Origin of the sequence: Erwinia sp. V71 (genome assembly GCF_965644245.1) — a bacterium.
Classification (GTDB): Bacteria; Pseudomonadota; Gammaproteobacteria; order Enterobacterales; family Enterobacteriaceae; genus Erwinia.
In genome coordinates this window covers 1-16,880 of record NZ_CBFFRK010000021.1, presented here as the reverse complement: position 1 = coordinate 16,880, position 16,880 = coordinate 1, and the positions used below count along the sequence as shown (strand labels likewise).

Below are 16,880 nucleotides of genomic sequence, written 5' to 3'. Positions count from 1 at the left end.
TCGGGTTAACTGGCAAACATCCAGATACACACAAGCAACAGCAGCACGGTGCGGACGGCAAAACGCCCCAGGGCCGCGTCCCGCACTTTGGTGTTACTCCAGCCGGTCCAGACATCCGACAGCGCCCACGCGGCCCATAAAAAAAGAAATGCCAGCAGTGCCCCGATGCAGAGCAGATGAAGGATGTTCACATCAAGACTGCCGGAGCCGGCTTTAAACGCGTTCGTTTGTTCGGATGTCATGGGCATCAGGGCCGCTCCCGCCGGTAATTACCGGCCACATAAGACGGGTCACGCGGTTGCGCGCGGGAGGGCTCCAGATAGCGGTCAATGCCGCTGCGGATGGTGTTGAGATCGGATGTGGCCTGACGGTAATCAAAGAAAAAGCGGCCACGGTCAGCCGGGTCGGCCTGTGCAGCCGCCACGCGGGCCCGTTCAAGCGACGCCTGAACCTGGTCCAGCTGACGCTGAACAGACGCAAGCTCGTCTTTCTCGGATGCCTGTGCAGCAGCTGATGCCAGAAAGGTCAGCAATACCAGGCCAGTGATGCCCGGGACACGACGGTTGCGCCGCATGGCCGGACGAGTTGAGTTCATACGCACCTCCAGAAGGATTAAGGGGTGCGGACAGGATGCGGAAGAGGGAGCGTCGGGTCAGCGATAAACCCTAAACAGGAATTTCAAAATTAATTGCAGGTCTGTGCCGGTGGCAGGTTTAGCTGTAAATAAAGGTTCATTGTGATATTAAGAAAACTCAACGGTAAACAGAGGGAAAATGAAAATGATGAAGACTGTTCTGAAGGCCACGTTAATCACTGCACTGATTACCGGCCCTGTTCTTGCGGCCGACGGTAATGGCAAAGTCCAGCTTTCAGACCTGCATTTCGCCACAGCAGCAAATGGTTTGCAGCAAATTGAAGGCACGGGAACAAACGTGTCAGGTGGGCCTGTGAAGACTGTAATTGTCAAATTCAACTTGCTTCAGAATGGGGCAGCAATAGGAAATACGGCAGCGATGGCTGAAAATCTGGAGCCGGGTCAGCAATGGAAGCTACAGGCCCCCTACGACAGCATAACCAACAAGCCAGACAGCTTCAAAGTGACAGAACTGACGGTATTTAATAACTGACACTGACGCGCCAGTAACGGTCGTTTCATGGCTTGTCTGCTGACGGCAGGCGCGCAAAACAAGTTTTGCACGCCTCCGTCCAGCCCTGATTTAAAGATAATGAAATGAGCGCCTCCTTCTCTTAAGGTGAGGCGGTAGTGTGGAGCTGACAGGCCGAAGTCAGTTACCTTTCAAAATGAATCAGCGTTCCATTTATCCGGATGGTGTCGAACGAACGGGCTGAATTCAGGTGCCTGAGGTTTTAATGTCTTATCATCATTGAAATCCTCTTCTCTGTTGAAGGGGATAATGGGCCATTCATTGAGATTCATAAGCCTGCTTTCGAAGTCTTTTACTTTTTCATTGAGAAACTGCTGCTGCTTTTCTTTCGCTAATCCATCAAGGCCACCGCGAACACCATGGATCAGGTAAGGTTCGAGCATCGTGTAACCTATATAGTGAAGGGCATGTATAGGTGGCCATAACATTAAACGCATGTCGCCATCACGTCCGTTATACGCGCAGGCATTTGCAGAAGCACCGGCGGATACTGTCAGTAAAGCCCGTTTACCCTTCATCACACCATTTTCATGACGGTGGCTGCTGTCATAAATCCCGCCGTAAACAAATACCCGGTCCATCCAGCCTTTCAGGATTGCAGGCATACCGAACCACCAGAAGGGAAAATGCAGCAGTAACAGGTCCGAATTTTTCAGTAATTCAATATGTCTCGTAACATCTTCGGGCAGCTTATGCGCGTTCCAGTGGTGCCTTTGCTCCCGCAGGGCGTCAAACCTTTCAACGTCCTGCCTGTCAGGGTAAAAAATTTGCCCCTCACACGGTTCGAAATTTTCACTGTATAAATTGACTGAATGAACGAGTGAGCCCTGTTTTTCAAATATTCTGGCGGCTTTAGATGCGAGATATGAGTTAAATGAGTCTGCTTCAGGATGAGCAGTGATAATCAGTACATTCATAATGATCCTCCGTAACGACTGTTCATCGTTATAGTGTTTTCTTTTATTTTTTCCTTCAATTACGCACCTTGAGGTAACCACCCATGGCATATCCAGGAAACGTTTACTCATCCAAGTGTTCAGCCCGGGATGCGCTGGCGCTTATCTCGGGCAAATGGGTAATGCTCATACTCCCTGCCCTGGAAGAGGGCCCGATTCGCAACGGAGAATTGATGAGAAAAATAGAGGGCATCTCACAAAAAGTTCTTACCCAGACGCTGCGACAGCTCGAACGACATGGACTGGTGTCCAGAGTCGACTACGGTGAAAAACCCGCCTGCGTGGAATACAGCCTGACTGGGGTGGCTGAGTCACTTGTCAGCACACTCAAAGCTCTTGACCGCTGGGCAGAGCTAAATTTCCCTGAACTTGACGCAGCGAGGAGCAAATACGATCTGGAAAACGACCGTTTTTAACCATGCAGGAGGAGACAAAAATGAAACTCATGCCAGTCGGTGTCGACATTGCCAAGAACGTGATGCAGGTTCACTACGTGGATATGAATACTGGAGAAATTTTTAGTAAGGCGATCAAGCGCGCGAAATTTATTGAGTTTTTCACCAATCGTTCACCCTGCCTTATTGGCATGGAAGCCTGTGGCGGCGCACATCACTGGGCCCGGCAGTTGAGCAGACTCGGCCATCAGGTGAAACTGATGCCGGGCGAATTCGTCAAGGCCTTCAATATCCGTAACAAGAATGATACGGCAGATGCTCAGGCAATCTGGCGAGCCGTGCAGCAACCGGGCAAAGCCGTTGCGGTGAAGACGGAGGATCAACAGGCCATGCTTGCCCTGCACCGGATACGTTCGCAGTTACTGAAATTCCGGCTGATGCAGACCAACGCTTTACACGGTTTACTTGCAGAATATGGCGAGGTGATGCGTACAGGGCGTGCCAGCCTCATTAAAAATGTCCCCGATATTCTTGCCCGCCTGTCCGGACGCTTACCGGCAGTGCTCATAGAAAGCCTGCGTGAACAACTGGGTGAAGTTGAAAGAACGGATGGTCGGATTGCTGACATTGAACGGCGGATACGCGAGCTGAGCAGAGATGACCCCAGCGTAAAAGCGGTCAGTGCCATTCCCGGCGTGGGCTTCCTGACCGCCACTGCTGCGGTCGCGTCAATGGGTAGCGCGGACGCATTCCGTTCAGGTCGGGAGTTTGCCGCCTGGGTGGGCCTCGTCCCGAGGCAAACCGGAACCGGCGGGAAGATTCAGTTGCTGGGGATCAGCAAGCGAGGCGATAAATACCTGCGCAAGCTGCTGATCAACGGTGCGCACAGCGTCATACAGAATGCCCGCGAGCCGGGGGCCTGGGTCACCGACCTGCTGAAGCGGCGCCCGGTGAACGTCGCCTCCGTGGCGCTGGCCAACAAAATGGCACGAATCATATGGGCTGTGCTGGCACATGGCAGACCCTACCAGAAGGAAACGGCTCTGTACTGAGCACTTACTTGCGAAATCACAGTGTATAAGCAGAACATCAACAGGTTGCGCAGGCAGTGTATGTAATGGCAAAACAGGTCAGACCGGGACTCACCAGGCCTGAAAAAAGTATCGAACTTCGGGTTCGCAGAGGTAATTGAGGCGTGAGTCAGCGGATTTCATTAGGGTCAGCAGCCGCTTTCGCAGCTGCATAAAGACCGGATATATAGCCGCAATCGTCCTGTCCGTCATCAAGTACAAAGCCTGGCAAACAGGAGGCGCTCATATATACTTCTTGAACGACGCAGTGGTCACCGTTACGGCGATCCCCAGCAGAACAGCCGCCGGCAACAACAGCAGATTGGGGTAGACTGCCGTGGGCCAGGAAAGGTACAGCATGGCGGGCACCACAGCGGCCGGTTTGACCAGCTTCTTGGCATGATGATAGACAAACGAACTTTCATACCCCGCGCCGTACCGCCGCAGATCACGCCGCCCCAGCCCCTCAACCAGCGCCACCACCACGACCAGCACAAACAACGGCACGGACAGCACCAGGATGGTGACGCGTACCAGGGTGATAATGCTGATCCACACCGTGGCCAGCAGGTATTCACGCAGGTAGCCGGCAAGCCAGCCGCTCCAGCTGTTGATTTCCCGGGTGACGGCATTGTCACTGTGCATCTGGTGTGCATACTGCTGCCGGACCCAGTCCAGGAAGCCACTGTCCACAAAGGCCCACTGATAGGCGGTGCTCACCCAGCGCACAACCGTCACCGATGGTTCAGACAGCAGCAGGCTGCGGGTGAACTCTGTGGACAGCCACCCCAGCTCGGTGTTCATGACCGCTTCACTGTGCGCCGCCCCGGCTTCCGGCCAGAAGAAGGCGATGCCGATATATTCAATCAGCAGGCTCAGCAGCAGCGAGGACAGCACCACGCCCACCAGGGCCCATGGCCAGCCCCAGAGCAGATTATACAGAATGCCGTGCTTGCGTTCCGGCAGCGTCTGCTGCTGTGGGGGACGTTTTACCTCAGCCATTCGCCCCTCCTGTGACCGGCACGTTCAGGGCCGGACCGTCCCGCCACCAGGATTCGCCGCTGTGATAGCTGCGCCGCATCTCCTCCGCGATTTTCTCAATACTTTCCGGCATCAGCACATCATCAGCATCCCCGGCAGGCAGCGGCATGCGGATTTTCCACAGTTGCCCGCCTTCCAGCAGGGCAAACGCCTGCCCTTTTGGCAGCGTCACGATATCGGCCGGCTCCAGTAGCGGGACTTTTACCGTCCCGACGCGGTCCTGGGTGCTTGAGGTGAAGTCCTGGTCTGCATTGACATCGGCCGTGTCCTGGTGCCCGGAGACCAGCGTTTTGGTGTAAATCTCCACCTGCGGCAGCTGCGTGGTCAGCAGTTCGGCGGTGCGGTTCTCCCTGACGCGCAGCATAATCAGGTTGTTAAAGTTACCCTGTACCTGGGCCGTCTTGGCCGCATTCCCGATGCGTGCCTCGATATCAGAAGACGTCTGGGTATAGGCCGTCACCTGCATGCCGGCACCGCCCCCTTTGTTGATGAGAGGAATAAACTCATCCCCCATCAGCTCGTTAAACTCATCGCAGTGCAGGTTAATCAGGGACTTCCCTTCTTTCCCGCCCGGCAGGCCCGCATTGATACCGTGTTTATAAATGTGCCCGGCCACACTCACCAGATCGGCGAACATGGAGTTACCGACCGCGCTCGCCACTTCACTGTCACTGAGCGCATCGAGCCCCACATACACCACGGCCTTTTTACGGATGATTTGCTCCCAGTCAAAAATCGGCCGCGTGTCGTCAATATCCTGATAATCCGGCGACAGCAGCTCGGCGGTCTTGCCGGTGGTCAGTTTTTCCAGCAGCGGCAGCAGCGATGCCACGATTTTGTCAAAATAAGTACGGTCATAACGTACCGCTGAACGTAGCCCGTCGAGAATGGGATCATAGAGCTTCTTACCTTCCTCTGAACTCAGCGCAACCTCAATGGCCCAGATGCGTAACGCATCCGGCTGCCCCTGCATGTTGCGGGGCACGTCGTCCTCTCCCAGCACCTGCTGATTATTCTCAATCTGCGTCTGCAGGGCCGGCAGCTGCGCCTGGATGATTTTTTCCGCATAGCGGATATAGAGATCGGCGATATTGTTCACGTAGCGCATAATCAGCGTGTAGTCAGGGCGTTCACCCAGGGCGACCAGCGCACGGGCGATGATGTTGACGAACCGCCAGGCAAATTCACGGAATGCCGCGCTGTTCCCCTCACCCGACAGCTGACCGGCCACGCGGGACGCCACCTCTGACACGCGACCAAAACGCCCGACGGCATTATAACGGGCTGAAATTTCAGGCCAGCCGAGATGAAAGATATACAGCTCATCCCCGCGCCCGGCCCGGTGGGCCTCTGCCCAGACGCGTTTCATCAGGTCTGCGTCGCCTTTCGGATCAAACACGATGGTGACTTCACCCCGCCGGATATCCTGGGTGACCAGCAGCTCTGCCAGCCGGGTCTTACCGACGCGCGTGGTGCCGTACACCACCGTATGGCCAACGCGCTCCCCCAGGGCCAGGGTGACGTCTTTTTCATCGGGCTCGATGCCGTGCAGCGCCGGATTCCCGCCCACCGGTGGTAATGGCCGCACCGGGTTCAGCGGCGTATCGGCGCTCAGCAGCTTGCCCAGCCAGGGCAGACGGTGCTCTGTCATCATTTCGAGCTGACGCGCCCCCAGGTAAAAGCGGTTTGGCTGCAGGTAACGGGCCACTTCAGGGCGCAGCGTATCCTGCAGGCGCTGGGTGTGTTTCTGCGTCCAGCGGAACCCCCGGCCGAGAAACAGGCGACGATGACTGACGGGGATCTGTTTAGTGCTCATGACATAGCGCGGCAGACGGCGGAGATTCCGGCGGTAACGAATAATCTTCATCCCCTGATGCGTGCGGGTGACGGCCAGCGCCGCAAACCCGGCTGCGGTGACATAGCTGACAGACGGAGCCAGGGCGACAGCCCAGGGTGCCTGCACACAGACATACGCCGCCATGCCCGATACCACGGCGGTATTCAGCTCAACGGCCGGACGCAGCAGGGCCTCAATGACGTAACGGTTACTCATCGTCTGCCTCCTTTATAATTTTACCGTCGGCCATACGGATATACGTTCCCCTCCCGGCACCGGCTTCCCTGCAGGAAAGGGAGTGGTAACGCAGGGCATCCGCCAGTAAGCGCCAGAGCACATACAGAACATTCGACAGGATGAAAAAAATGATCCATACGGCCCGCAATGACAGCAGGTAATTGTTCGCCGCGGTTTCTGTGGAGACGGCAGTGACGGTACAGGCTGCCGGCTTTGCCTCAGGCGGAGCCGCATTATCAGGCACCGGGCATTCCTCCCACATGTAATGTCCGGGCGGCGCGGTGCGCCATGCCGTTGCCTCCTTCTGCAACTGGTCGTTCAGATCACTGACCGGATGGCCGAAAACAAGCCAGGCGAGCAGGCAGACACCGCCGAAAGCCGCAGGCACGAAAACGGCATGACGGAATAAACAGAACATAAGCCACAAAGCGCAGCGCAGGCTGTTCAGGATGATGTGCATAAATGATTCCTCAGAGATACTGCCGGACGTCCTGCCCGGCAAGAATGGTCAGCAGGCGTTGCCCGCTGATGATGCGCAGGCGCGGTGATGTCGTGCGAATGGCGCGGCTCATCTTCCCGGTACGGCCCGTGTGGACAAACAGACCGCGGCGGCCGGTCTGCAGGAGAAGCCGGTCAAAGTCCTCAACATGTGCGGGGGAAACAGCACGGCTGTACCGTTTGGCCTGGATAAGCCAGTGCTCGCCGTCGATGATGACCTGGCCATCAAGGCCGCCGTCACCGCTGTAAGAGGCATTACGCACCACGGTCAGCCCCTGACGTTCAAAGGCAGACAGCAACAGCTCTTCAAAGACATAGGGGCTGATTTTGCGCAGATAAGTCAGGCGCTGCCCGTCTCCCGGCAGGCTGTTAAGCTTATTCAGTATCCGCCCCGCCGTTGCCCGGTATCGCCGGTGACGGCGTGTGCTGGCTTTCTCACGCCAGCGCAGGTTCAGAAAGGCCATCACCACCAGGAAAAGGACGATCAGCATGACCGCCCCATAAGGGTGTGCCATCAGCAGACCGTTGATATCTGGCGCGCTCATTACGGCTTAACCTGCTGCGTCAGGCCGGTATCGGTGATGAGTACCGGATAATGCTCAATCTGCAGGCGACGGGCCAGCTCGCTCCCGGAAGCCGGGGCCAGGCTGACACCGGGTGCCAGTTCGCGCAGCTCACGCACGGCAGCCATGTCCGTTACGTTGACTATCATCCCGGCCGCATGCTGTTCATCCAGCTCACCGGCATTAGCCTTCAGCCAGTCACGGGACAGGGCATCATCCCCGACCAGAAACAACGCCCCGATGCCGGGCAGCTGCAGCGGCCGGTCGGCAATGCTGCCCGGGCGCAACTCCGGCGTGAATACCGGCAGCATGGCGGCCTCGCCCTGCAGCACGGGTGACGGGGGTGAAGATGTGGTGTCGTTTCCCGTGCTCATACCGGGCTGTTTATTAACGGCCTCAAAATACGGCGCAGCATCTTCACCGCCCAGATCAGCAATCACGTTCAGTTCAGCATGGCCGGTCAGGGGAAGGAGGGTAAACAGCAGTAAGGACAGCGTTTTCATCAGGGTTATCTCCCGGGTTCAGTCCAGACGAAGCCTGGATCGGGGGTGAGCGCAGCAACCGAACGGGGCGCTTCAGCTGCCGGCGCAGAAATGCGGGGTGCAGGGCTGATTTTTGCCAGATGCCCTCTCACAATGGCGCGGTAACGTGCAGCAGGCTGACCACCTGCGGGATGGTGGTAGCAGCCGGCCGCATCCAGCCAGCTGCCGGGCTTACGCGCCCAGCACTCACGCAGAATGGTGGCGGCGGCGTTCAGGTTGGTGTAAGGGTCAAACGCATCCCACGTCGAGGCAAAATGATGACCGTTCCAGCCCAGATTGACCTGGGCAATACCGACATCGATGCGCTTAAGCGAGTGACGCTTCATAAAGACCTGCAGCGCCTGCCAGGCCTGCAGACGCGTCTCATAGCGATACCCTTTGCCTGCCACATTGATGGTCCAGGGCCATGGACGCACGCCGCGGGGAAGTTTGCGCGAAGACTCGCTCAGTGAGACCGAGTAAAGCGCTTCCGGGGGCACGCCGTGCGCCATGGCCACGCGGACGTAACCCTCCGGCACCGTCTGGTCAGCATGGCCGTCAGGGACGGCCGCCATCAGTAAGCCCAGCGCCAGCGCGCCGGTCAGAATGCTGCGATTGCCCATTTACCGTCTCCCGCCTGCTGCAGTAAAACCGGCATCAGACCGTTACCAAAGCGCATCCACCGGCCGCCGTCATGGTTAAGCGTGATCTGGCGTTTGCGGACCTTTTCCACGGGAATGTGATGGTCAAGCGCCCAGCTGCGCAGCGCATCATCACTGCCCTGGCTGTCGACCAGATAGATGTCCACCGGCCGGTTGTCAGCCAGCACGGCAGATAGTTTTGCGTCGCAGGTGGCGCAGTCCTCTGACCTGACGAACAGCGCCAGCCGGCCGCCGCTGTCGTGCGCCACGCCGGAGGCGTTCCCCATATTGACCGGCAGTGCGCCCGGATACAGGCGCTGCCAGGCCGCATCGACTGCACGCTGGAACTTCAGCTCTTTTTCGGTGCGGGCAAACTCCTGACGCACCCACTGCTCCGCATACTTCTTGCGTTCGGCATCGCTTTTGGCCTCGATACCGAGCGCCGTCAGCGGATCGAGCCCCGGGGACTGCGTCCCGCGCGGCCCGTCCATGAGTTGCTCGTAACGCTGGTACTCTTCCCCACTGAGGCCCCATTGTTTCCCTTGCTCGGTCATCTTGTTGGCCTGAATCTGTAGCAACTGGCTAGAGATAGACTGACTGTTCTCGATGGTTGTCTGCTGCGCCGCCTGTGATAACGGACTTAGCAGCATGGCGGCTAAAAAGGTATGTTTCAGTTTCATCATTCGCTCCGTTATTCTGCCCTGAGCACGGTCAGGCGGCCGTTAACCCGAAACGTCGCCTCACCATAACCGGCACTGACCAGCGTCCAGCCGGCAACGGTTTCGCCCTCTCCGACCAGGGCCACCTGCGACAGGCTGCTGTAGCCCCGGGGCGCGATGGCAGCCCAGGACTCTGCCCCCCGCTTCTCCACACCCGTCAGCACAAAAGGCGCATTGCGGGCCATGCGAAGGGACGGAGCAGCACGACGTGTGTCAGCGGGACGGGGCTTTTTTGCAGCAGGCACGTTTTTTTTGACCGGTGCGGCGACAGGTGCGGCGGGTGCGGGGTGTGTTTTCAGCGCTGTCAACTGCTCAGTCAGCGCACTCAGGCGGGTTTCCAGCCCCTGCTGTGCCTCCTGAAGAGTTCGCAATGACTGACGCACGGCTTCGTCGCTACCGGCCTGTTTCGCTGCTGCGCTCAGCTCCTGCTGCATCTCACCCAGTGTTTTCCGGGTTTCCTGCAGACCCGCTCTGAGTGTGGTCACATCTGACTGCAGGGCCGCGACTGTCTCAACAGTGGCCGCTGTACTGCCCTGAGATTCAAGGCGTGTAAGGCGTTCATCAAGGTTCGATATGCCCAGACTGAAGGCGGTGTAGCCCAGCGCCAGAATGCCGGCGAGCGCCACACCGCCGGCAGCGCCCCAGATGAGGCGGCGGCGTGGATGCCAGCTGAATCTTTTACGGGCCGGCGCGGGGTCAGTATGGAATGGTTGCTGTTCGCTCATTTTCTCAGAAACCCTCCGCTGACAGGTTTAACCGGTACTGACTGAGGGGCGCTGATGGCCGGTTGTGACACGGCTGACGGCGCAGGCGTGGACCAGCTGCTGACCGGCGGCGGAAGCTGGGAGACCGGCAGCTGGTAGCCGTCGCGCAGGCTGTGGCAGACCACACGCTGTACATCATCCACCTCAAGCTGCCAGGCCGGACCGGCAAGGACCTGCAGGGCAGTACGCAGGCGCATCGGACCCAGCTGGTACTGGACTGCCGGCAATGCCTGGCGGTAAAGCACGCCGTTGCCAGAGCCGGTCGCGCACAGGGAATAACCGGACTGGCGCAGGGAGTAACGCAGCGCATCCGCCACAGTAGGATGCAGGGATGACGGGATGCGAATATCAATAATCTGCGAGAGAGGGTCACGCTGGGCCGCCTGCGGATCGGTACTGACCAGCAGATAACGATCGTAGCGCACCACTTCCGGCGTCCGCGCATACTCGTCCGGAGAGACCGGCTGAACGTTGCGGGTGACGGTGGTGCCGGGTGCCGGGTCCGCAGGAGCACGTTGCTGCAACTTTTGCGGCTGGGAAACACAGCCCGCAAGGAGCAGCAGGGGAAGAACAGTGGCAAGCCTGCCTGGTGAAAATATGTTGTGAGAGGTGTTACGTTTCATCCGGAATTTTCCTGTACAGTGATAAAACAGCCCTCACTGTGCGGAATCGGTCCGGTTTCACTCAATTAACAACTGATTTTCCGTTGATGAAAAAAAACGCCGGCAAAAGCCAGCGTTTTTCACTAATAGCGCGCTGTCAGGCTACTTTATGGGGACGAGGGGTCACATCGCCGCGGCCTTCAAGCAAACCCGCAATAGAAATGTCTTCGTCCAGCGCGTCCCAGTGGATACCACGGGGACTCAGTTCATAGCTGTTAAGCTGTTCAGTTGAAGCATGCAACAGGCGTGGAAACCATGCCAGCGGCACACCGATGGTACGGGCGTCGTTGAGTTCAACCCACATCGTGGCCTCATCGAAGCTGACCCGTTTAGCTGAAATAGTCATTCCAGGCCTCCAGAAACAATGCTTGGTTATCTTCAACGATCCCCGTCAGTTCTTTTAATACCCGTGAATTAAACCCATCGTTACTGGCCAGTGCCACTGATGGCGTTAACCAGAATTTGGCTTCACTACCTGCTTTCATTACGTGAATGTGTGCAGGTTCGAGCGGGTGACCTTCATTAGAATAAAAAAAGAACCGGAAACCGTTGATCCTCAGTATAACAGGCATGTCAGTTATCCTTAAATGCTGACCGGATTATGTGTAAGTTCAGAGCAACTGTCATAAAGGCTGCTCAGAGTGCATGGATTGCCGATTTTGGTACTCCATACCCGAATCCAATGAACGGTATATCGTCATCGAAGTCCATCGGCGGCGCACCGGCACTGCTGCCGGAAGCCTGGCCACTGTGAGTCGGTCCGGAAGGTTGCTGAGGCTGGCCCCAGTCATTACGGGAAGACGTATTCTGACCGCTGCCGGACTGCCGACCGCCAAGCATCTGCATGGTGCCACCAATATTGACCACCACCTCTGTGGTGTATTTATCCTGGCTAGCCTGATCGGTCCATTTGCGAGTGCGCAGCTGGCCCTCGATGTAAACCTGGGAGCCTTTACGCAGATATTCACCCGCAATTTCTGCCAGCTTGCCGAAAATAACCACCCGGTGCCATTCGGTCACTTCTTTCTGTTCGCCGGACTGCTTATCGCGCCAGCTCTCAGACGTGGCCAGAGAAAGGGTGGCAACTGCACTGCCGTTGGGAATATATCGAACTTCAGGATCCTGGCCGAGGTTTCCGACAAGAATAACCTTGTTAACGCCGCGTGAGGACATAATCATTTCTCCTGTAAAGAATAAAGAAACACCCCGCGAACGGGGTGTGTCAGGTGCGCATCAGAATGAGTTTTCTGCGTAGTTTTGTTGTGCGGCAGAGCCATTCTGCGGCGGCACGGAGTCAGATTTTTCAGTCTTGTAGACCATGTCCTGGCCTATTTTGATCCAGTCCACCTTTATCAGGCGGGCTTTCAGACTGACACGCTGTTCGCCGGCATGCTCGCCCTTGTTCAGCGTAAATATGTCCGTGGACGGATTACTCAGGTTAAAGCCCAGCAGGACTTTTTTGTCTTCATCGACGGCTTTCTGGCAGCGGGCGATAAGGCTGGTAGCCTCTTTACCTGCGACAGAAATGTCAAAACGGACGTAGGCCGGATTGTCAGTCGGACCGCTCAGTGCATTGATTACGCAGCTGAGGAACGAGCCATTCTGATGGTTAACCTGGCGGATGTTGCTGAGATACCCGATGCCTTTGATAGTCAGGTTGAAGTACTCAGATTTTGCAGATGCAGAAGTATTGTTTGCAGACATGATGTTTTCTCCATGGAGGTAAAAATAGGTACGACGGAGAAACCATCTGCCCTGACGGGAGTGGTTTCCCGTCGGGGGTCAGGATCGGTTGAATCCTGAGAGTCTGGTATGTTGAAGGAACCTTCATCGCCGCGTCGTAATGCGCTTGTACAGGCGATATCTGCTTTCAAAGGTGCGCAGATGTACCAAAGTTTGCTCCCTTTCAGGTTACAGGAGCTTTCGCTGTAGCCACCCGAAGGCGATTCTCACAGGCTACTGAATCATTGGTGGTCGTATGAACGACGGTTTAGCACTTTTATAATTAAACCGTCCTCCCGGAATGTCAACGGTCAAAATGGAAAACGTGATCCGTAAAAATAAAAGGGCACCGTTTCCGGTGCCCTGGGGTCAGTGCCTTAACCTGCGGTCGTCTCATCTGTCTCCGGGGAATAATCCCGACGCGGTTTTCACGGAGTGCATGCGTCTTACAGGTCAGTTAGTGTGCAATAACTTCCTGCCAGGCCTGCTGCGGGTAAATCCCGTTAAAGTTTACCTTACAGCACCGTGGCCAGCGGGGCACCTATGCATCAAAGCCTGGCAACAATAGCAGAACCCGCCCCGGGGTTGTACAGTGAAATAGTTCAATACTGCGCGGATTATTCTGTTTTAGCCTTAACCGATGTTTTTTTACGCTTCGCTGCTTTCTTCTTACCTGTACTGATAATTCCCTCACAGTCCGGATAGCGTATGCACCCCCAGAAATCACCATTTTTACCTTTACGTTTACGTGTGGGCCCTTTGCATAACGGGCAGGGAGGCGTGACGGGAGCGGTGATTTTCACACTGTCCTGGCGGCCTTTTTCGACAAGGTGACGGGTCCACTGCAGCTGCTTTTGCATAAAGACCGCAAGCGACATTTTCCCCTGCGAAATATCATCCAGTGCCTGCTCCCATAATGCGGTCATGCCCGGGCTCGTCAGCGTTTCCGGCAGGGCCGCAATCAGCTCCCGGGCCATCTGCGTTGAGTGGATGTGCTTCCCTTTTTTCTCCAGATAGTGTCGTTTGAAGAGGGTTTCGAGTACGCCCGCACGCGTCGCCTCTGTGCCCAGACCGGCGTTATCACGCAGCACTTTCTTCAGCTTCGGGTCACTGACGAAACTGGCCGCGTTCTTCATGGCAGCAATCAGCGTCCCCTCCGTGAACGGTTTAGGCGGACTGGTTTTCATATCCTTAACCTCAGCACCGGTGACAGCGCAAATATCCCCTTTTGCCAGCGCCGGCAGCGCCATACTGTCACCATCGGCGTCCTCTTCATCGTCATCTTTTTCAGCCTGGAACAATGACTTCCAGCCCGTCACCACACCGACTTTCCCGCGTGTACGGAACAGCTGGCCACCGATATTGAAAGACGCCTCCGTCACGTCAGATTCCTGCAGCGGAAGGAACTGGGCGAAATAATGCTGGCGAATCAGCTGGTAGACCTTCAGCTCATCGGCGCTGAGGCGCGACAAATCAAATGCCTGTCGGGTGGGAATGATGGCATGGTGCGCGGTGATTTTCTTGTCATTCCAGACACGCGAGACAAACTGCCTGTCCAGCTGATTCAGTACCGGGGCCACAGCGGGATCGGATTTTGCCACTGCCGCCAGAACGTCGGGTATTTCCTGCTGCATCGAATTTGGAAGGAAACCGCAGTCTGTCCGGGGATAGGTGGTCGCTTTATGGGTTTCGTAAAGTGACTGAGCAATGGCGAGCACATCATTTGCGCCCATGCCGAATTTTCGGGAACAAACCTGCTGAAGGGTGCCCAGGTCAAAACAGAGCGGCGCAGCCGTTTTCTCCCGCTTCTGTGTCACCTCCAGTACCGTAGCCCTGCCCTGCTGCTGACAAAGCTGTCCCACCGCCCGGGCTGCCTGAGGATTGATACAACGCTTTTCCTCGTCACAGTACTGCTCAACGGGCACCCAGCCAGCCCGGAACCGGACGCCCTCTTTTTCAATAAGCGCATGTACCTGCCACCAGGGCTTTGGCACGAAGGACGTGATTTCATTATCCCGGTTAACCACCATGGCAAGCGTCGGCGTCTGTACCCGCCCGACGGACAGCACTTCTGACACTCCTGAGTCACGGGCTTTGAGGGTATAAAGTCGGGTCAGGTTCATACCGATGAGCCAGTCAGCCTGGCTCCGGCCCTTGCCGGCATCATACAGCAGGGCTGTTTTTTCCCCGGGAAGAATATTGCCCAGTGCTTCCTTCACACTGGCCTCATCCAGGGCTGACAACCAGAGCCGGCGTACCGCGCCACTGTAGCGGCAGTATTCCAGCAGCTCACGCGCTATCACCTCGCCCTCGCGGTCGGCATCGGTTGCGATGACCACCTCAGACGCCTTTTTGAGCAGCTTACTGATAACGGTGAACTGCGATTTTGTCTGCTCTTTGACGACCATTTTCCAGGCCTCAGGCAGCACAGGCAGAACATCGGCACGCCATGGCCTGCCATACTGCTCACCATAGGCTTCAGGGCTGGCAGTTTCGAGTAAATGGCCGACCGCCCAGGTCACAACGATGTTACCGCCGCTGATAAATCCCTGCTCACGCTTGCTGATACCCAGCACGCGGGCAATATCCTTTGCCTGGGAGGGTTTTTCACACAGAAAGAGTTGCATGTGTTGCCTCCCGCATCAGCGTTTTTCACCCGCCGCAACAGCACGGACATCATTCATCAGCTTAGTGACGCCGGACCCGGCCAGACGCTGTGATGATGATGAGCGATAGACAACATAGAGCCTGCTGCCGGACCCGTTTTTCTCGATTTCGATATCCAGGTGATCACGTCCGTTCCAGTCGGAGCCCATTTTGTAGTAGCTGCCCGGCATGGCGTCCCAGACGGGATGCGCATCATCTTCAGCCGCCGCTTTCCAGTCCCCGTCATTTGTGGCCTGCCGCAGTGCCTCAAGCTCCTGTGTGGAGATAAATTTGTAATGGCGCTTCAGGCGGGCCGCCGCGGTATCCACATCGACCGGCACGGAGAACGTTTTATCGACGGACTGCATGGCCTGTTGCCCCGCCGGGCTCATCAGCGGCATCCCACCACTTTCTCCGCTATCGTTGCCGCCTAACGTTTTTGTCAGGTTCGCAGCGGTATCGCTGACCTGTTTATTAATCGCAGCCCAGTCCGTTGTTGCGCATCCGCTCAGTAAAAAGAAGGAGGTGAGGAGGAACACAGGGCGAATCATATCATTCCTCCTCTGCTATGATGTTTTTAAGCGGAGGTGAGAACGAAGAACGTTTTTTACCGCTTAACACATCCGGATCAGGTTCGCCATTTCGCTCAATGGCAACAAGCCCTTGCGTGGTTTTTTCTGCAATATCACGGCGAGTCACTGCAAGTGTTCGGTAAGGCTGAATCACGCCATAGACCTGACGAACAGCATGGCCACCATTGTCCAGGATAGCGTCACGTTGCGAACGCGAAATCAGTCCGTAATGAAAAGCCTGGAAAGCTTTCATTGCTAACTGATCATATCCAACCAGAAGCCATACGCACCGGTATCCTAACGGTGAACGGCTGAAAACGCTGACATTTAACGGATCGGCTGATTCAACTTCCGAGAGCGTTACCCCTTTGGGTACGGCTGACAATATGGCATCCAGTGAACTGACGTTTTCATTAATTTTAAGTGTTGCTCGTTGCAGGGCTTCTTCGAGCCGTACCAGAACCATATCGGCATAGGGATTATCTGCCGCTGAGTCTCGGGAAGCATTACCAGCTCGCGCAATGGCTTGCGGCATGCTGATTATTTCAGGCCTCTTTTTTTTCACCCCTGTCTCGTCCGGAGCATCACGTTTCCTGCCCTCCCAAAGCCGGATTGCATAATGTGTATGGAGCAGGATATTAACAGAGGACTGTAGGGCCCCCGCTCGTGAAGCGGTTGTTCCGCCCTTTGTTTTACCATCAGACATGTCTAACGCCTCTCTTTAGTGGGTAATGAGTTTTGACACGCTTGAGATAGTCCGGGCGAGAGGGGTATATGAACAACTTAAAACCAGTGCGTATTCCGCTCTGAACGATCACGGATTGGCATCGAAGTTCGATCACAGTTTCGCATCTCTTCGATCAGCCGGGA

The 16,880-nt window shown here is 56.3% G+C and carries 22 protein-coding genes; 3 read left to right on the top strand and 19 right to left on the bottom strand.

Annotated elements, in window-relative coordinates:
* Positions 1-5: 5 nt before the first annotated feature.
* On the bottom strand, positions 6-248 hold the full coding sequence (locus ACSZO1_RS07245; RefSeq protein WP_003029734.1) for a TIGR03758 family integrating conjugative element protein: 243 nt from the start codon (positions 246-248) through the stop codon (positions 6-8).
* Positions 248-595, bottom strand: coding sequence for an RAQPRD family integrative conjugative element protein (locus ACSZO1_RS07240; protein WP_437610978.1), 348 nt, complete (start codon positions 593-595; stop codon positions 248-250). The genes ACSZO1_RS07245 and ACSZO1_RS07240 overlap by 1 nt, the downstream gene beginning before the upstream one ends.
* 184 nt (positions 596-779) lie before the next feature.
* On the opposite strand from ACSZO1_RS07240, the gene ACSZO1_RS07235 reads away from it, so the two are divergent.
* On the top strand, positions 780-1,127 hold the full coding sequence (locus tag ACSZO1_RS07235; protein ID WP_437610976.1) for an FxLYD domain-containing protein: 348 nt from the start codon (positions 780-782) through the stop codon (positions 1,125-1,127).
* Positions 1,128-1,297: 170 nt separating this feature from the next.
* Here ACSZO1_RS07235 and ACSZO1_RS07230 read toward each other — a convergent pair whose 3' ends face one another.
* Positions 1,298-2,083 (bottom strand): NAD(P)H-dependent oxidoreductase, encoded by a 786-nt coding sequence (locus ACSZO1_RS07230; protein ID WP_437610974.1) that lies wholly within the window; start codon positions 2,081-2,083, stop codon positions 1,298-1,300.
* 83 nt (positions 2,084-2,166) lie between these two features.
* Between ACSZO1_RS07230 and ACSZO1_RS07225 the strand changes: the two genes are divergently transcribed.
* Together ACSZO1_RS07225 and ACSZO1_RS07220 are read left to right on the top strand one after the other, a co-directional pair.
* Positions 2,167-2,538, top strand: a complete 372-nt coding sequence (locus tag ACSZO1_RS07225; RefSeq protein WP_023102540.1) for a winged helix-turn-helix transcriptional regulator — start codon at positions 2,167-2,169, stop codon at positions 2,536-2,538.
* A gap of 20 nt (positions 2,539-2,558) precedes the next feature.
* Positions 2,559-3,569, top strand: a complete 1,011-nt coding sequence (locus ACSZO1_RS07220; RefSeq protein WP_023102539.1) for an IS110 family transposase — start codon at positions 2,559-2,561, stop codon at positions 3,567-3,569.
* Between the two features lie 261 nt (positions 3,570-3,830).
* On the opposite strand, the gene ACSZO1_RS07215 is transcribed toward ACSZO1_RS07220, so the two are convergent.
* From ACSZO1_RS07215 to ACSZO1_RS07140, 16 genes are all read right to left on the bottom strand, one after another.
* Positions 3,831-4,589, bottom strand: a complete 759-nt coding sequence (locus tag ACSZO1_RS07215; RefSeq protein WP_437610971.1) for a TIGR03747 family integrating conjugative element membrane protein — start codon at positions 4,587-4,589, stop codon at positions 3,831-3,833.
* Positions 4,582-6,681: a type IV conjugative transfer system coupling protein TraD gene (traD, locus tag ACSZO1_RS07210; protein WP_032608291.1), complete on the bottom strand. Its 2,100-nt coding sequence runs from the start codon at positions 6,679-6,681 to the stop codon at positions 4,582-4,584. The genes ACSZO1_RS07215 and traD overlap by 8 nt, the downstream gene beginning before the upstream one ends.
* Positions 6,674-7,162: a hypothetical protein gene (locus tag ACSZO1_RS07205; protein WP_437610969.1), complete on the bottom strand. Its 489-nt coding sequence runs from the start codon at positions 7,160-7,162 to the stop codon at positions 6,674-6,676. Before ACSZO1_RS07205 ends, traD begins: the two co-directional genes overlap by 8 nt.
* Positions 7,163-7,172: 10 nt before the next feature.
* Positions 7,173-7,745: a restriction endonuclease gene (locus tag ACSZO1_RS07200; protein WP_437610967.1), complete on the bottom strand. Its 573-nt coding sequence runs from the start codon at positions 7,743-7,745 to the stop codon at positions 7,173-7,175.
* Positions 7,745-8,266 carry an integrating conjugative element protein gene (locus ACSZO1_RS07195; protein ID WP_437610965.1) on the bottom strand — a complete coding sequence of 174 codons (522 nt, stop codon included), beginning with the start codon at positions 8,264-8,266 and terminating at the stop codon, positions 7,745-7,747. The genes ACSZO1_RS07200 and ACSZO1_RS07195 overlap by 1 nt, the downstream gene beginning before the upstream one ends.
* A 5-nt stretch (positions 8,267-8,271) precedes the next feature.
* Positions 8,272-8,907 carry a lytic transglycosylase domain-containing protein gene (locus ACSZO1_RS07190; RefSeq protein ID WP_437610963.1) on the bottom strand — a complete coding sequence of 212 codons (636 nt, stop codon included), beginning with the start codon at positions 8,905-8,907 and terminating at the stop codon, positions 8,272-8,274.
* Positions 8,886-9,605, bottom strand: coding sequence for a TIGR03759 family integrating conjugative element protein (locus ACSZO1_RS07185; RefSeq protein WP_437610961.1), 720 nt, complete (start codon positions 9,603-9,605; stop codon positions 8,886-8,888). The genes ACSZO1_RS07190 and ACSZO1_RS07185 overlap by 22 nt, the downstream gene beginning before the upstream one ends.
* Before the next feature lie 11 nt (positions 9,606-9,616).
* Positions 9,617-10,369, bottom strand: a complete 753-nt coding sequence (locus ACSZO1_RS07180; RefSeq protein WP_437610960.1) for a hypothetical protein — start codon at positions 10,367-10,369, stop codon at positions 9,617-9,619.
* A complete protein-coding gene (locus ACSZO1_RS07175) occupies positions 10,366-11,031 on the bottom strand; it encodes a PilL N-terminal domain-containing protein (protein ID WP_437610958.1) in 666 nt (221 codons plus the stop codon). Before ACSZO1_RS07175 ends, ACSZO1_RS07180 begins: the two co-directional genes overlap by 4 nt.
* Positions 11,032-11,167: 136 nt before the next feature.
* A complete protein-coding gene (locus ACSZO1_RS07170; RefSeq protein WP_437610956.1) occupies positions 11,168-11,416 on the bottom strand; it encodes a DUF2442 domain-containing protein in 249 nt (82 codons plus the stop codon).
* Complete coding sequence (locus ACSZO1_RS07165; RefSeq protein ID WP_437610954.1) at positions 11,400-11,642, bottom strand: DUF4160 domain-containing protein; 243 nt, start codon at positions 11,640-11,642, stop codon at positions 11,400-11,402. Before ACSZO1_RS07165 ends, ACSZO1_RS07170 begins: the two co-directional genes overlap by 17 nt.
* Before the next feature lie 64 nt (positions 11,643-11,706).
* Positions 11,707-12,243 carry a single-stranded DNA-binding protein gene (locus ACSZO1_RS07160; RefSeq protein ID WP_437610952.1) on the bottom strand — a complete coding sequence of 179 codons (537 nt, stop codon included), beginning with the start codon at positions 12,241-12,243 and terminating at the stop codon, positions 11,707-11,709.
* A 60-nt stretch (positions 12,244-12,303) separates the two neighbouring features.
* Positions 12,304-12,774 carry an STY4534 family ICE replication protein gene (locus tag ACSZO1_RS07155; RefSeq protein WP_016807974.1) on the bottom strand — a complete coding sequence of 157 codons (471 nt, stop codon included), beginning with the start codon at positions 12,772-12,774 and terminating at the stop codon, positions 12,304-12,306.
* Between the two features lie 635 nt (positions 12,775-13,409).
* Positions 13,410-15,419 (bottom strand): DNA topoisomerase III, encoded by a 2,010-nt coding sequence (locus tag ACSZO1_RS07150; RefSeq protein WP_437610949.1) that lies wholly within the window; start codon positions 15,417-15,419, stop codon positions 13,410-13,412.
* A 15-nt stretch (positions 15,420-15,434) separates the two neighbouring features.
* Entirely contained in the window at positions 15,435-15,989 is a 555-nt protein-coding gene (locus ACSZO1_RS07145) for a hypothetical protein (RefSeq protein WP_114262941.1), read from the bottom strand.
* Position 15,990: 1 nt separating this feature from the next.
* Positions 15,991-16,716 carry a PFL_4669 family integrating conjugative element protein gene (locus tag ACSZO1_RS07140; protein ID WP_437610947.1) on the bottom strand — a complete coding sequence of 242 codons (726 nt, stop codon included), beginning with the start codon at positions 16,714-16,716 and terminating at the stop codon, positions 15,991-15,993.
* Between the last annotated feature and the right edge of the window lie 164 nt (positions 16,717-16,880).

Excerpts from the sequence above, each read along its gene's own strand:
- ACSZO1_RS07240 (WP_437610978.1), bottom strand. The coding sequence starts at position 595 with ATGAACTCAACTCGTCCGGCCATGCGGCGCAACCGTCGTGTCCCGGGC.
- ACSZO1_RS07195 (WP_437610965.1), bottom strand. The coding sequence starts at position 8,266 with ATGAAAACGCTGTCCTTACTGCTGTTTACCCTCCTTCCCCTGACCGGC.
- traD (WP_032608291.1), bottom strand. The coding sequence starts at position 6,681 with ATGAGTAACCGTTACGTCATTGAGGCCCTGCTGCGTCCGGCCGTTGAG.
- ACSZO1_RS07170 (WP_437610956.1), bottom strand. The coding sequence starts at position 11,416 with ATGACTATTTCAGCTAAACGGGTCAGCTTCGATGAGGCCACGATGTGG.
- ACSZO1_RS07145 (WP_114262941.1), bottom strand. The coding sequence starts at position 15,989 with ATGATTCGCCCTGTGTTCCTCCTCACCTCCTTCTTTTTACTGAGCGGA.
- ACSZO1_RS07175 (WP_437610958.1), bottom strand. The coding sequence starts at position 11,031 with ATGAAACGTAACACCTCTCACAACATATTTTCACCAGGCAGGCTTGCC.
- ACSZO1_RS07160 (WP_437610952.1), bottom strand. The coding sequence starts at position 12,243 with ATGTCCTCACGCGGCGTTAACAAGGTTATTCTTGTCGGAAACCTCGGC.
- ACSZO1_RS07245 (WP_003029734.1), bottom strand. The coding sequence starts at position 248 with ATGCCCATGACATCCGAACAAACGAACGCGTTTAAAGCCGGCTCCGGC.
- ACSZO1_RS07185 (WP_437610961.1), bottom strand. The coding sequence starts at position 9,605 with ATGAAACTGAAACATACCTTTTTAGCCGCCATGCTGCTAAGTCCGTTA.
- ACSZO1_RS07220 (WP_023102539.1), top strand. The coding sequence starts at position 2,559 with ATGAAACTCATGCCAGTCGGTGTCGACATTGCCAAGAACGTGATGCAG.
- ACSZO1_RS07200 (WP_437610967.1), bottom strand. The coding sequence starts at position 7,745 with ATGAGCGCGCCAGATATCAACGGTCTGCTGATGGCACACCCTTATGGG.
- ACSZO1_RS07165 (WP_437610954.1), bottom strand. The coding sequence starts at position 11,642 with ATGCCTGTTATACTGAGGATCAACGGTTTCCGGTTCTTTTTTTATTCT.
- ACSZO1_RS07225 (WP_023102540.1), top strand. The coding sequence starts at position 2,167 with ATGGCATATCCAGGAAACGTTTACTCATCCAAGTGTTCAGCCCGGGAT.
- ACSZO1_RS07205 (WP_437610969.1), bottom strand. The coding sequence starts at position 7,162 with ATGCACATCATCCTGAACAGCCTGCGCTGCGCTTTGTGGCTTATGTTC.
- ACSZO1_RS07215 (WP_437610971.1), bottom strand. The coding sequence starts at position 4,589 with ATGGCTGAGGTAAAACGTCCCCCACAGCAGCAGACGCTGCCGGAACGC.
- ACSZO1_RS07230 (WP_437610974.1), bottom strand. The coding sequence starts at position 2,083 with ATGAATGTACTGATTATCACTGCTCATCCTGAAGCAGACTCATTTAAC.
- ACSZO1_RS07190 (WP_437610963.1), bottom strand. The coding sequence starts at position 8,907 with ATGGGCAATCGCAGCATTCTGACCGGCGCGCTGGCGCTGGGCTTACTG.
- ACSZO1_RS07180 (WP_437610960.1), bottom strand. The coding sequence starts at position 10,369 with ATGAGCGAACAGCAACCATTCCATACTGACCCCGCGCCGGCCCGTAAA.
- ACSZO1_RS07155 (WP_016807974.1), bottom strand. The coding sequence starts at position 12,774 with ATGTCTGCAAACAATACTTCTGCATCTGCAAAATCTGAGTACTTCAAC.
- ACSZO1_RS07150 (WP_437610949.1), bottom strand. The coding sequence starts at position 15,419 with ATGCAACTCTTTCTGTGTGAAAAACCCTCCCAGGCAAAGGATATTGCC.
- ACSZO1_RS07140 (WP_437610947.1), bottom strand. The coding sequence starts at position 16,716 with ATGTCTGATGGTAAAACAAAGGGCGGAACAACCGCTTCACGAGCGGGG.
- ACSZO1_RS07235 (WP_437610976.1), top strand. The coding sequence starts at position 780 with ATGATGAAGACTGTTCTGAAGGCCACGTTAATCACTGCACTGATTACC.